7 protein-coding genes and 2 tRNA genes are annotated in these 13,731 nt (G+C 64.3%); 2 read left to right on the top strand and 7 right to left on the bottom strand.

All coding sequences use genetic code 11. The features are described from left to right. Window positions 1-34 precede the first annotated feature (34 nt). The 3 genes from mobF to bioB all read right to left on the bottom strand — a co-directional run bounded on the left by mobF (window position 35) and on the right by bioB (window position 7,615). On the bottom strand, window positions 35-3,724 hold the full coding sequence (mobF, locus tag AB8998_RS01100; protein WP_475582078.1) for a MobF family relaxase: 3,690 nt from the start codon (window positions 3,722-3,724) through the stop codon (window positions 35-37). Between the two features lie 903 nt (window positions 3,725-4,627). Next, window positions 4,628-6,319, bottom strand: coding sequence for an FAD-dependent monooxygenase (locus AB8998_RS01095; RefSeq protein ID WP_369736409.1), 1,692 nt, complete (start codon window positions 6,317-6,319; stop codon window positions 4,628-4,630). 51 nt (window positions 6,320-6,370) lie between these two features. Further along, window positions 6,371-7,615 (bottom strand): biotin synthase BioB, encoded by a 1,245-nt coding sequence (gene bioB / locus AB8998_RS01090; RefSeq protein ID WP_369736408.1) that lies wholly within the window; start codon window positions 7,613-7,615, stop codon window positions 6,371-6,373. A gap of 319 nt (window positions 7,616-7,934) precedes the next feature. On the opposite strand from bioB, the gene AB8998_RS01085 reads away from it, so the two are divergent. Continuing rightward, window positions 7,935-8,222 carry a helix-turn-helix domain-containing protein gene (locus tag AB8998_RS01085; protein ID WP_369736407.1) on the top strand — a complete coding sequence of 96 codons (288 nt, stop codon included), beginning with the start codon at window positions 7,935-7,937 and terminating at the stop codon, window positions 8,220-8,222. A gap of 40 nt (window positions 8,223-8,262) precedes the next feature. After that, window positions 8,263-9,465 (top strand): site-specific integrase, encoded by a 1,203-nt coding sequence (locus tag AB8998_RS01080; RefSeq protein ID WP_369736406.1) that lies wholly within the window; start codon window positions 8,263-8,265, stop codon window positions 9,463-9,465. A 195-nt stretch (window positions 9,466-9,660) separates the two neighbouring features. Here the strand turns inward: AB8998_RS01080 and AB8998_RS01075 are convergent, their stop codons facing one another. From AB8998_RS01075 to AB8998_RS01060, 4 genes are all read right to left on the bottom strand, one after another. Then, window positions 9,661-12,129 (bottom strand): S8 family peptidase, encoded by a 2,469-nt coding sequence (locus AB8998_RS01075; protein ID WP_369736405.1) that lies wholly within the window; start codon window positions 12,127-12,129, stop codon window positions 9,661-9,663. A 152-nt stretch (window positions 12,130-12,281) separates the two neighbouring features. After that, complete coding sequence (locus AB8998_RS01070; protein WP_369736404.1) at window positions 12,282-13,244, bottom strand: AAA family ATPase; 963 nt, start codon at window positions 13,242-13,244, stop codon at window positions 12,282-12,284. A gap of 286 nt (window positions 13,245-13,530) precedes the next feature. Beyond that, window positions 13,531-13,603, bottom strand: a tRNA-Arg gene (locus AB8998_RS01065). A gap of 29 nt (window positions 13,604-13,632) precedes the next feature. Next, a tRNA-Ser gene (locus AB8998_RS01060) sits at window positions 13,633-13,724 on the bottom strand. Window positions 13,725-13,731: the final 7 nt, after the last annotated feature.

The raw sequence follows: 13,731 nt of genomic DNA, 5'->3' as shown, positions 1-13,731 counted from the left end.
ATCGTAACCTCGTAACCACAAATTTAAAATTGGCTTAGAGCTCGAGGCCGTAGTCGCGGCCGCGGTTTTTGTTGCGCGCACGCGTCCGGTCGCGGGCGCCGATGGTGTCGAGTCGCTCTTCAGCGCGACACATGTCGTGGAAGTGTTCGAGTAGTCGATCGCGCCGGTGCAGCAGTTCGCGGGCGGCCTGGTGCTTGGACAGCTCGACGCCGGTGGTGGTGGCCAGGTGCTGATCGGCGCGCTCGATAGCGGTGCGCGGCCGCTGGTGGCTGACGTCGGGGGTTCCCAGCTGTTGAGCCCAGGGCAGCAGATGGTCGAGCACAGCGGTCAGGCTGTGGGTGGGCTGGCGGTGATCAGGAGTGGTGATCAGGAGCAGTTTGGTGTTGGTGGCGGCCGCGTTGTCGGCAAGCCACTGCAGCTGTTCGGCGTGCAGGTGGTCGGCGTCGTCGATGATCACCAAGTTGCCCAGGGGCAGCCGGCCGCCCTCGGTGGTCCGTGCGCGCATGTTGGCGATGGCCCTGTGGGGGTCGGCAGGGGTCATGTCGGCGTAGCGGTGGGAGTTGGCGTAGGCGTGGGCTTGCGGTGTGGCGGGCAGGGCGATCACGGCCCGATGGTCGCGGTGGGCGGCAGCGGCAACCGCTGCTAGTGCTGCGCCCTTGTCGGCGCCGGGGTAGACGTGCAGCGATTGCACGGCCTGCAGGTTACGACCGAGGGCGGTGACCACGCGGCGGTGCATGTCGTCGAGGTGGTCAAGGGTACTGGCGGGGATGGGGTAGCCCGTGGCGGGGGCGAAGCCGCGTCCAGCGACGTCGGCGAAGTCGATTTCGTTGCGCAGCGCGGGCAAGTCGGCGGCCAGGTCATAGCTGCTGTGGGCGTCGGTGTAGGCACGATGGGCGGCGCGCAGTCGGGCCCGGGTGTGTTCATGTTGGTCGCGCAGGGCGCGCACTGCGGCAGGCTGCTGGCTGCGGTCGGTGGCAGCCGCGGCCTGCATCATGGTGTGGGAGCGCTCGTCGCGGCCGAGGATGGTGCGCAGCGCGGCGGCGGCATCGCGGCTGGTGCCGCGCTGGGCGACATGCACGCCTCGGTTCTCGGCGAGTTGGGCGTGTTCGTGGTCGGCTTCGCCGGCGGTTTTTTCGTACATGTAGACGTGGTTGTGGTCGCGGCCGCGGGTCAGCGCGACGTAGGCCGCGTTGCGCGTGGTGCGGTCACTGAGGATGGAGTGAGCGGTGCCGGCGGTCAGCGCGTTACCGGCGGTGGCTCCTTGGGAAGCGTGCACGGTGACCGCGTAGCCGTAGTGGACGTGCTCAGTCAGGTAGTCGCCAGTGAACAGGGCGCGGGCCCCATCGGTGAGGCGCCGGGCGTAAACGCGGGTGTTGTCGACGTCGAGTTTGTAGACGCGCCAGCGGTGCCCGTTACGCACCGGCGCTGCCGATTTGGTGTGGTCGGCGGCATCGACGACGGTCACAGCGGCGTCGTTGTAGCGGGAGATGATCACATCGCCGACGCCGATGCGATGCCCGCGAGCCGCGGTCACGCTAGGCGCCTCTGGGGCCACCGTTTGGTGATGGATGCGGGCGTTCAAGGCGTCGCAGACTTCCCACCGATCGGTCATCAACAGGGCGTCTTTACCGGCGCTCAAATCAGCTTGATAGGCCGTTAACGCGTCGTGGGCCATGGTCAGTGCGTCGCCGGTGTGCAGGCGCTCGTGGGTGCGATACCACTCGACCGCGCGGCGCAGTGGTTTGGGGCCACCGTTGCGCACCGCGAGCGAGGCGGTGCGTTCGGCGGGGTCGCGCATACGCCACACTTCGGAAAGCGTTTGCGCCCAAGGGAGATCGGCCACCAGTTGGGCGAACATGCCCCCGCGGGCCTTCACCGGGGCCAGCTGATAGGCATCGCCGACGAGCACGGTTTTAGCTCCGGCCGCGGTGGTGGCGGTGAGTAGTTGGCGTAGATCGGGGGTTCCAACCATTCCCGCTTCGTCGATGACGACCAGTGTTCGAGAATCGAGTTTCAGCTCATGGTTGCGGAGGTCTTTGACCGCCTTGGCGACCGTGTAGCCGGTGTCGCCAGCACCTTCACGCACGGCCACATCGACGGCTTTGCCGGTCGGCGCCAACACCAGCACGCGGGGTTTTCCGCCCCGGTGCGCGGCGACGCGCAGCGTTTTGAGAGAGGTGGTTTTGCCCGCACCGGCCGGCGCGGACAGCGGTTGGATCAACCACGGGGAGGTCCCAATCGCGGTGATCGCCCGGGCTTGATCCACCGATAAACCGGCGGTGTCCAGGGCCGCCCTGTCGAGCACAGCGCGATCATCGCGAGCCCCCATCAGGCCCACGATGGCGGTCTCTTCGGCGATAACCGCGGCGGTGGTGAACCGTTCATGGCCTTCACGTTCATGCGCCTGCCGGGGTGCGCTGACGCGGATGCCGATCCGCTCAGCGATGCCCTCGATCAAATACCGCGGGGGAATCGCGTTGCCGTCGACCTGCGACTTGGCACCTTCGATCGAGGGCGGGAGCCGGGCGCCGATCGCCTCCACCAAATCGGCGCGGGTGAACGCAGATTTGTCGATACCGACCGCAGCCCGGCGCCCCAACGCGTGCACGTCGAACCGCGTCGAAGTGCGCGCCCGCCGCACCGCCAGTTGGGCGGTTTCCTCGACGACAAAGCCGCGCTGATCCTTGGCCCACAGGTTTTTTAGCTCCCCCCACGACAGGTGCTCGGGCTTGGCCGGGCGGGTCGCTTTTTGTCCGGCCGCCAACTGTGCCGCCGTCGCGCCGGCCTCCTCGTCGACGACCAAATTTTCCTCAGCCCAGGCCCGCAGCTGGGTGGAGCGCTGCGACCACGCCCTGATCGTGTCGCCGGCTACGCCGGCGACTTCGGCCATCCCGGTATGAGGGTCGATCGGCCCCCACTCCAAGCCCACGGACTGCAACAGGTAGTGGCGCAACGTGGCCTGATAAATGATGCCGGCGGCTTTGGCTTCATGGTGCAACGATTTCGAGTCGATCGACACCAACGCACCGTCGTTACGGGCCTGGGCGTTGGGCAGCAAGACGTGAGTGTGCAGGTGCGGATCACCGGCCCGGGAGGTCTCATGTTGGTAGGCCGCCATCACCAAACCGGGCAGCCGCAGCAAGTCTTTTTTGCCCGTGTCTGGGTTGTGCACGCGGGTGTAGCCGGCGTGGTCATACAGGTACTCCAGCGCTTCACCCACCGCGCTGTTGTGGGCTTCGACAACCGCTTTGGACAACACGTCATCACCGCTCAAAGCGCGCAATAGCGACACACTTTTCGGGGCGCAAAACGTCAAATCGAACCCGTGGGTGGAGCGCGCCGTAAACGCCCGCCCCCGAGCCCCATTGGGGGAGATTCCCTCATCGAGCCAGCGCGCCACGGCGTCCATATCGGCGGGCCCGCTAGCGCGGTCGGCAGCACTCAAACCGACCAGAGCGGCTGCCTTTTCGGCATCACCGGTACCGCCCACGCACACCCATACCGGCTCGCGGGTTTCCCCTTCGGAGTAGTACTCGGCCAACCCCCCGCCGGCTCGCTGCCGCTCGGTAGATGCCGAAATCGCCGCGCGCGCAGTGTCGTTGTAGTAGCGCACCGAATGCCGCTTCATCGGCTTGGAAAGCGTGAGCAACGACCGACCACCTGTCCACGGCGACCAAACCCCGCAGCCCGGGGCCGGGTGTGGCGCACCGAATGTTCGCCACACCCCATGCTTGCACCCCTTGTGCCAATGTGCCACGGTCAAAGTCAGTTAGTTTGTATGAATTGCTCTGCGGCGTTGGCGATGTCGGTGGGTTGGTTATCGATGAAGGAGATAGTGGCGAGAATGATCGAGAAAACTGTTGTAGGGCAAGCGTAGTAAGAAAAGAGGCCGGGGGCCTCGGATGGGTGTCGGTGTGGGTGCACAAGGGATGCGGCAAGAAGGACGCTCCCGGGCACGTAGCCGCGGCGCCGGCCATCGCACTGTTAACCGCCCGCGCGGGCCAGGCACGGGCGCAACGAGTTCGAGGACATCAGCCAGCGAAGGCGCGCAGCATGGTCGGGCCCGACGGGACGCGATGATGCGTCTCCGGCGCGTGCAGACGCGGACCTTCTGCATCGGTTGCCATAAAAGGGCAGTGGACCGCTCTGGGTAAGAAATGACACGTCACATCGTGGGTGCATGGCCTCCTGCGGCCAGGTTCGAATGACGATCCAGGACAGCACCGCAAGCGGCACGGGATCGCGCTCCACCCGTAGCCGCAGCAGTGCTTGTTCCATCTCCGGAAGACCACCGAGCCGGGGTCCGCCGGCGAGCAAACCATCGGGTGGGAACACGGCGCAGCACCATCGGCTGGACGGGCTATTGAAACCGGACGAGAAAACGTCAGCGGTGAGCAGGTGGCGCAGCGTGGCGACCCGGCCGGAGCCACCACAAAAGCCGGGAATTAGCCGGGCTGGTACGGCCTTCAAGGGGAGCTGTCAGGTCGGTGGTGGCGTCGCGCTGGCGTGCGGTGGCGGCCGCCATGGGTTGCGGTGCGCTAGTTCGTTAGCGGCGCCGGGTGCGGACGTTGTGGGTCGCGGCGTCGAGGGCGTGTTGAGCGCTCGGCCTCGACACCGTCACGGACGGTCACGACGGCTCCCCTAACCCCGGGTCGCCCCCAGCGCTCAACCCCGCTGAGCGGCGAGCCAGGATCTGTTCGACGGCTTGAGTAAGCGAGGCGTGGTCAGGGGATCCGGTTGCGCTGCGACACGCGACGTATCCGTCGGGGCGCACGAGGACCGCCCCGTCGTGGCCGATTTCGTAGTGATCGAAGAACGTGTTGTTGTGGTCGGCTAGGCCGGGATCACCGATGGCATAGCTGACGCGGGGCACACCGAGCTGTCGCGCAGCATCGGCCGCTGCCTTGCGCCAGATTTCCCCGCCCGGTCCGGTAACCACAGTGAAGCCGGCGCCGAAGAGGTCGAGCGTCGAGACCGGGTCACGCTCATCGCCTAGCCATATATGTGGCGCCCGGCAGCCCGGTGTCGCACTGGGCGCGTAGTCGCTGTAGCTGTCTTCGACGTCGGGAGGTGTTGTGCCGTCGACGATGACGGCGGCCGAGCGATACACCGTGCCGAACTCGACGCCGAGGTGATTGCCGAAGCGTCGGCTCTCCCGCTCGGCCTCCTCGGCACTGAGGTCACTGCTAGCCGGATAGTAATAAGCCGCGGCAAGCCGAGCGAGATTGCGGTGATTCTGCAAACACTGTTGGATCGTTGTCATTGCGGGTGAGCGACGTTCATCCTCATAGGTCTTGAGCAACGGCCACCCGGCCAGGCCGCGGATGCATAAGGCCAACTTCCACATAGCGTTGTGCATGCCTTGCAAGCCGGTATTGACTCCCAGTCCTCCGGTGGGCGGAAACTGGTGGGCAGCATCGCCACACAACAGCACGCGGCCCTGGACCAGACGATCAGCGACCGTGGCGCTCATCTGCCACAGCCCAACGCCTTTCACCTCGACATCGAGGTCGGGCACGCCGACCGCGCCGCGGACCCACCGCTGCACTCGCTCGGCCTCCCAGAGCTCGCCAACCCACTGCTCAGGCGACACACCGATCTGGCACAGCCAGCGGCCGTGCGCATCCAGCGGTTGCAACAGACCGGCGGCGTCGGGGTTGGCGACAAAGAACACCACACCCTGACGTTCTCCGACGTGGCGTTCGATATCGCAGCGGAAGTAGCAGTTGACGAAATGATGCAGGCCCTGCTCGCCGTTGAGGGCGATGCCAAGTTGGCGACGCACCGTGCTATGGGCACCATCGGCGGCAACCAGCGCTTCCCCCGTCAGGGTATAGGTGTCACCCGTCGCGTTGACGCGGACCGTCACGGCCGCTTCGGTAGCGTCGTCACTGCCCCCGGACATCACGTTGGTGACCTGGTGACCGAACCGAAGATCGACGATTCCCGTCGCCTCCGCCGCGTCACGCAGGATGGCTTCGATCAGGTCCTGCGACGACATGATCGGCAGCGCCGGGCTGATGGTTGGTCCGGGACCTTCGAAACCTCGCGTCTCGATCTGACCCATCTCCTGGCCGACAATCGTGTCCAGATACCTCATTGGGCTCTTCCAGCCCGGTGGGGTATCGATGCCTCGTAGCCGTTGATACACCGCACTGCCCCATCCCCGGGCGATCTCCATCGTCCGCGTATTCAAGTTGCGGGCCTTGGGATGCCACGACGTCGAATCGTGCCGCTCGACAACAACGCTGGGAACGTGGAAGCGGGCGAGCTCGAGGGCAGCGCCCAGCCCGACTGGGCCTCCCCCGACGATGATCACCGGTTTATGCGACATGGTTGAGTTCGCCTCGTTCTCCGAATTCGCTAACGGTCAGGTGTTGGCGGAGGCGGTGGTACCGGCGCCGCGGTGGCGGGTTATGACGAGGTCGTGGCGGTCGATCGGCAGAGTCGGTTCCTCGAGACCTTCGATCACGAAGCCGGCATCGGTGATCATCGCCCGATCGGCTTCGCCCGGCTGTCCTTGGCTGGTGAGGTAGTCACCCAGGAACATCGAATTCGCTATGTGCAACGCCAACGGTTGCAGTGTGCGCAGGTGTATTTCGCGTCCGCCGGCGATGCGGACTTCGACGTCGGGGAACGCGAACCGAAACATCGCCAGGATGCGTAGGCAGCGTTGCGGAGTCAGTTCCCAATGCCCGCCCAGTGGGGTGCCCTCAAAGGGGATGAGGAAGTTCACCGGAACGGAATCGGGTCGAAGTTCGCGCAGGGCCAAGGTGACATCGACGATGTCGTCATAGGATTCGCCCATGCCGACGATGGCGCCCGAGCACGGCGACAGCCCAGCGGTTTTGGCGGCGTCGACGGTCGCGGTGCGCTCACCGAATGTGTGGGTCGAGCAGATCTTCGCGTAGTTGTCGACGCTGGTATTCAAGTTGTGGTTATAGGCGTCCACGCCGGCGTCACGCAGCCGATGGGCTTGCCCGTCTGTGAGCAGTCCCAGGCAGACGCATACTTCCACCGGTGGGGTGGAGTCCTTGATCGCAGCGACGGTCCTGGCCACGCGGTCGATGTCGCGGTCGCTCGGTCCCCGGCCGGCGGCCACCAGACAGACGCGTTTGGCACCAGCGTCGATCGCACCTTGAGCATGACGGGCGGCTTCGTCGGCATCGATCCAGGAGTATTTGAGGATGTCGGCGTTCGATCCCAATCGTTGCGAGCAATAACTGCAATCTTCCGGGCACAGGCCGGACTTCATGTTCACCAGGTAGTTGAATTTGACGCGGCGGCCGAAGAATTTCCGGCGCACCCTCCCGGCGGCCGCGATCACGTCGAGCAGCTCGTCGTCACTGCTGGCCAGCACGGCCAGCAATTCATCGCGGCCCACCGGCTCGCCGCGCAGCGCTTGCGCCGTGATCGTCGGCAGGAGTTCGTCAAAAGTCCCATCAGCCATTCCGGTTCGTCCTTCCACGTTCCGGGCTGGTCCGGTCTGTCGACCGTGATCGCCGCGCCACGTCGAGAAACGGTACACCGAAATTAAGAAAATTAAGAGATACTTAAGGTAACAATAAGTCGTGTCGCGCGATAACCAGGGTGCCACGATCGAGACCTGAGCCACACGGCTACTCCCCTACGGAGACCCTGATTATGGCTGACCGTGGCCATCGGCCCCCTCTCTCCGGCCGCACCTTCCCGCAACGCTCCCCCAGCGGACGGCCGCCGATACCGGCCCTAACGGCACGCCACGTTCTAGAGATGTCACACGGCCGCTCTGTCGATGCCGGTGGATCGCACCGAAGCTGGCTCGTGCCCTCACAGCTCAGGCCGACACCCAAACCCACGTCAAAGGAGTAAGCGATGACTGCTGCACTAACGCCCGCGGATACTGGGTAAAAAATCTTTCGCGCGACCGATGCGCAAGGGGTTCACCGTATCCGATGATCAACCTAGCAGTCACCGCGAGCCGAGGAGAAACGATGACTAGCGGAAGTGACACAGATTGGGAGAGACGGGGTGTCAGTTCGACGGTCGAGACCCCACTACCCCGAGCCGGTCTGCTCCTGACAGTCCCGGAAGCGGCCGCGGCGCTGCGTATCAGTCGGTCATCGATTTATCGGTTGTTCGACTCCGGACAGCTGTCGTGGGTATTGATATGTGGCAAACGGCGAGTGACTCTCGTTGAGATTAATAGATTCATCGCCGCCCACACGGAGGTCGCGTCGTGACCATCAACATGGCTCTGGCCTAACTGTGCGGTTATGACCAATGGTTGAGCGCCGCCAGCTGCCTCCGCAGATCAAACGCATCGAACTGACCCGCCGCACCGGCGGACGGCCCGTCGTCCGCTACCAACTCACTGTCGACGTCGGCACTGTCGATGGCAAGCGTAAGCAGTTGCGCAAGCGCTACGCGACCGAAAGGGAGGCGCGCGAGGCGCTGGATGAAATCCGCGGAGAGGTCGCCAAAGGCACCTATGTGCATCCCTCCGTTCTCACGGTTGAGGAAGCGTGCGCGAACTGGCTGATGTCACGGCACGGCATCAAGCTCAAGACCAAGTCTGGGTATGACGGGGTGCTCGCACCTGTTCGCGCCGGCTTGGGTCATCTGCCGGTGCAGAAGCTCACTCGCCGCGACGTCGATGCGCTTATAACGCGGCTTCGCGACGGACAGGTCACCCGCGCCGACGGCACAAGACGACGACCTTGGAGCGCTCGCTCCTGCAACTACCTGCTCGGCACACTTTCACAGGTGCTCGATCAGCTCGTCAACGACGGCACACTCGTCCGCAACATCGTGGCTCACGTCGACCGGGTGGCTGGCAAGCCGAAGAAATTCGCCACCTACACACCCCTGCAAGTGAAGCGCCTGATACGAGGAATCCGGGAGGACCGCAACCGCCACGCCTGGCATCTGGCGCTATCCGGGCTGCGTCGCGGCGAGATCGGCGGCCTGCGTTGGACCAACATCGATTTCAGGGCCAAGACGCTGACCATTGGCGCGACCCGAATCAGTGTCGACGGCAAGGCGGTCGAGCAGGATGAAGCTAAATCGGAGGATTCCCACCGTGTACTTCCGATCCCAGACCCGCTGCTGGTCGAGTTGAAAGCGGCGAAGAAACGGCAGGCCTCCGAAAAGCTGACACTTGGCACTCCCTACGCCGATCTTGGTTACGTGGTGTGCAACGAAGCGGGGCAGCCGTATCACCCCGACACGCTGTCCAAGATGTGGGCCAACGCCGTCGCCGCGGCCGGTGTGCCTCGCATCCGGTTGCACGACGCTCGGCATACGTGCGGCACCACGATGCATCTGCAGGGCGTCCCGGCGGCAGTGATCGCGGCCTGGCTCGGCCACGCCGACGTGGCTTTCACGATGCGAACCTATGTGCACTCGCAACCCGACGCGCTGGCCGACGGCGCGCAGAGTTTGGCACGAGTCGTGACAATCCGTGACAACTCAGCCGGCGCCTGATACCAGGAATACCTATTAGCGCTGGTAGAGAGCGCGCCCAAGGGATTCGGAATGCAGGACAGCGTGGGCCTATAGGTTCTCATAGTCTGTGGCGGACGGCGGTGTTCTAACTCCAAATGCGGCGTTGCACGATTCCCAGCAAAAGGGCGGGCGCTTTTCTGATCCTCGTGGCGGATCCCAAAACCTTAGAATTGGCTAGGACTCAGAAAATGGGCCGTCTCCGCTGATTCGAGTGCTTGCGGATCCAGTCTGAGCGCGCAGCCGTACCTGAAGTTGTTGGCGGATCTCTTCTTGGATGTCTGCGCGAATCCCAGGGCCGACTTCCAGAGTCGCGGCCAGCCCATAGCGGACCGCCGTTGGCAGGGCGCCGACAGCCGCCCGGCAATCGACGTTGATCTCGATGGCCTCACCGGCAGCGAAGGCCACAGCGCGGCGCCCTTCAAGGATCTCGTGCTGTACCGTGCCGTTGCGGCTGGCCCGGCCGTCGGCCTCGGCGCGCTTGATCCCAAGCCGTTGAAGCGGTGGCTCAAATGTTAACCGCGCCATGCGGTATCGACGGCTTCTGGTGAGCACCGGGGACAGCCACGCCATCGTGATGGTCAACCGTCGCCATTCTGTGGTGACGGCCAGGCTGGGCGGCAACGGCAAGGTGAACGTGTGACGCTGGTCGGCGGAAATCGAGCCGGCGCCCACCAGCAGCGCTCTGCTGGAAGTCGCGCTCAGAACGCGGACTGGATCGACCGCACCGTAACCCAGGATCTGAGATAGGTGGCGGCGGGTCAGGTCGAGCTCGCCAATCTCAAGCCCTGCCAAGTCATCCGGAATCGTCCCCCATGAAGCCGCGTGCACCAGTAGCGTCTTAGCCAGCACCGGATGGTATTCGCCTGCCGGAAAATCGAATTCCCCGCTTGCCGACTGCAGCGATTCCAGGCGATCGAAGAGGGCGTCGACGGTACGGGTGGCTAGCGCTGTAGCGTTGCTGGTGCCATGCGTGTAGGCGCTCGCGTTGAGCGATCCGGCTGAACCCGGGGCCGCTACGCGCATGCCTGGGCCGGTCATCGCGGTCTCGGCCGGGTAGAGCATCGTGGAGCCTTCGGCTGAACCGGGTCGTTGGTGCAGACTTCGGCCACCAGGTAGGAGCACTTCGGGTTTGATCGAGTTGCGGTGGCCGAACCCGACGGGACTGTAGAGCGCTGGCATCCCAGCACTGACCGTCTCCAGCACGGTATCGCTGACAACTTCAGGGGCGCTATCGGCATGCAGGGCGCCGACACTGACCACGTTGACCGCTTCGGCGGGCGAGAGCAGCCGGCGTTGACGGGCACGCTGGTACATCGAACCAGCGACCGCACGGCGCAGTTCGGCGGGTTCTGCGATCGCCGCGGCGGGGACCTCCGTGTCGATCGGGTGATTTCCCGCGCTGACCAAGACCACCAGGTTGTATCTGTGTGCCAGCCAATCGAGCAGCTTGGCAAGCGGGCTTATCCGGCGCACGAATATCTGGATCGGATCGCCGATCGACAGGTTGACGACTCGGACACTGGGCGCTCGCGCGTCCCCGGACCCTTCACCTTCAAGCATCCGGCGCAGCGATCGGTGGATGAGGTCGACTAAGAGCTGGTCGCGCAGCACGGTTTCTTCGCTTCCGATGACCGGATGAGGTTGCAGGATCGGTCGGACGTAGATGCGCCGAGGCGGTGGCGGGCCCGGGGCGTTCAGATCACCGTGACAAATCAGCGATGCCATGGCTGTGCCGTGCTGCATTTGGGTGCTGCTGGTGTAGGACTGCGCGATTTCGTCGGGGTCGTCGACGACGAGCCTGTCGCTAAGGGCGATATGTCCTGCCATCGGTAAGCCGTCGAGCAGGGCGACCCGGGGGCGATCGCTCGTCGGCTTAACACCAAACATCTGCGGGCTAAGCGGTTCATCGGCCGGCGCTACTGCTGGGATAGTCATCGGTCGAGCCGGCGATACGTACATGATTGTGTCGGTGGTCAGCAACGCAATCGCTTCAGGGCCGCTCTCAACAACCAATTCGACTTGGGGATAGGGGATATCGGCGAGCAGGGCGTGATACTCGATTCCCGCGATCGTTGCCTGCGTGATGACCGCTCCCCCAGCATCGGCGATGATGCGGCGCACCGTTGCTTCAGCCTGGGTGCGGCGGGCTGGGTCGCGACGGTACCACAGTTCGATTTCGACTCGTACCCGAGTCGCTGACTGTCCAACAACGGCGACGTCTTCGCTCCATTGCTCGAGCAGCCCGGTTTCGCGGACACGGTCCATAGCACCCCATCGGCGGACGTCGCGTAACAGCGCAAAAACATTGCGCAGCGGCGCCAGCCCTCGAGGAAACGATTCTTCGGGGTTCGCCTGCCAACGCTGAAACAGTGCCAGCAGCTCGGCGACCGCCTGCGCGTTCGTCATGACCACGTAGAGGCTGTCAGTCACAATGTCGGTCGTTGGTTCGCCCTTTTTCACGATGTGAAAGTCGTCGTCGGCCTCGAAATCGTCGCCATCGACCTCGAGGAGGAATTCCAACCCACGCACCTGAGCGGCCGCGCGCGCGAACTCGGTCACCGGGGCGGCCAAGTCGAAGACCACAACGAGTTCGGGGTCGGCTTCGGCGGTGTCGTCGTCGACACTGACCCGGCCTGCCGCCATGGCCTGCTGCAGTGCGGTGAACTGCGGTCCGAGCCGCTGACCCTGCCGGGCCGGGTCTGGGCCGGCGACCGGCGTGCCCGCGAATCGCGGTGCTCCCGTCGGGATTGGGCCCCGTGCTGGCGGCCCGAACGCCAACGGCGGGCGTGGTGCGGTCACCGCTCCCTCTGTTGCGCACGCTGCCGTAAACGATTGCGGACCACATCTTCAATGCGTCCGTCCGGCAACGTGAGCACATACCGGCGCATCACGTCTTGGGCGAACTCCTCGATCTCGGCGTAACTGGCGCCGGCAAGCTTGTCAGCCAGGGTCCGTGGCGCCAACCCAAGGCTCCCGCCGAGCCGCACGCGCAGCTTCTCCAGAAATTCGGTGGCCTGGGCGCGGGACGGCGGGTCCAGCGTCAGTCGGAGCTGAAAGCGTCGCCAAGCCGCGCGGTCAAGCAGCTCACCGTGATTGGTGGCGCAGATGGCCACCACATGTGACGGCAGCTTATCTATCTGCAAGAGCAGCGTCGATACCACTCGTTTGATCTCACCGGTCTCGTGGGCATCGGCGCGTTCTTTGGCGATGGTGTCGAACTCGTCGAAGAACAGCACGCACCGGCGTGTGCGCGCAAACTCGAAGACGTGGTCAAGCCTGCTCGTGGTCTCGCCGAGGAAACTCGACACGACCCCCTCGTAGCGCACCGCATAGAACGGCACCATCAACTCCGCCGCCACCGCCTCGGCTAGCGTGGTTTTCCCGTTGCCAGGCGGGCCTTCTAACAGGATTCGGTTGCGTGGTTCAAGACCGTGGTTGTGTAGCAACTCGCTGCGCCGATGCTCCTCGATCAGTTCTGCGATGCTCGCGGCCACCGCCGGCGTCAACTGGACATCGGCAAGGCGCCGCTTCGGCACAATCTCCTGCACCAAGTCCGCTACCTGGCGCGCGGAGTCATCGCGACCCAGCAGGTGCCGCGTTCCCGAGGTGGTGATCAGCTCCGATAGCCGGTCGGCGACCAGATGGTGCTGGTTGTTGCGCTCTTCAGCGATGATCGCTTCAACCAGGGTCCGAAATCTAGTGTTATCGCCGCGCTGCTGGGCTTCCACCAAGTCGACGATCAAGTCCGATCTCGCCACAAGCCCTGCTCCGCCTCCACGCGTGTCCCCGCCCCTGCGGCGGCACCACCATCCAGATCATCGCAGACCCGACCGTCAAACTGATTGAACTGGCACCGCTGAGTATTTGGTGTGGATGCTTAGCGGGTTGCTGCTTACGTATCTACTAGCGATCGACGCGAACCCATGTGCACTCACTACACAACGCGTTCGCCTAGGGTGCGCAGAGTTTGGCGCGAGTTGTGACAATCCGTGACAACTCAGCCGGCGCCGGATAATAAGGCAACCTATTTTCGCTGGTTGAAAGCGCGCCCGAAGGGATTCGAACCCCTAACCTTCTGATCCGTAGTCAGATGCTCTATCCGTTGAGCTACGGGCGCTTGTGTTCATGTTCAGTTGTGTGTGCTCCTGGCGGAGGCGAGAGGATTTGAACCTCCGGTCCCCTTTGAGGGGGACAACTCATTAGCAGTGAGCCCCATTCGGCCGCTCTGGCACGCCTCCATCAGAC

The sequence above is a fragment of the Mycobacterium sp. HUMS_12744610 genome (assembly GCF_041206865.1).
GTDB lineage: Bacteria > Actinomycetota > Actinomycetes > Mycobacteriales > Mycobacteriaceae > Mycobacterium > Mycobacterium servetii.
This window is presented reverse-complemented; position numbering and strand designations above follow the sequence as displayed.

Bases quoted from the DNA above. Each gene is read 5' to 3' on its own strand.
- AB8998_RS01080 (WP_369736406.1), top strand. From the start codon at position 8,263: ATGGTTGAGCGCCGCCAGCTGCCTCCGCAGATCAAACGCATCGAACTG.
- AB8998_RS01075 (WP_369736405.1), bottom strand. From the start codon at position 12,129: ATGGCGGCAGGCCGGGTCAGTGTCGACGACGACACCGCCGAAGCCGAC.
- AB8998_RS01085 (WP_369736407.1), top strand. From the start codon at position 7,935: ATGATCAACCTAGCAGTCACCGCGAGCCGAGGAGAAACGATGACTAGC.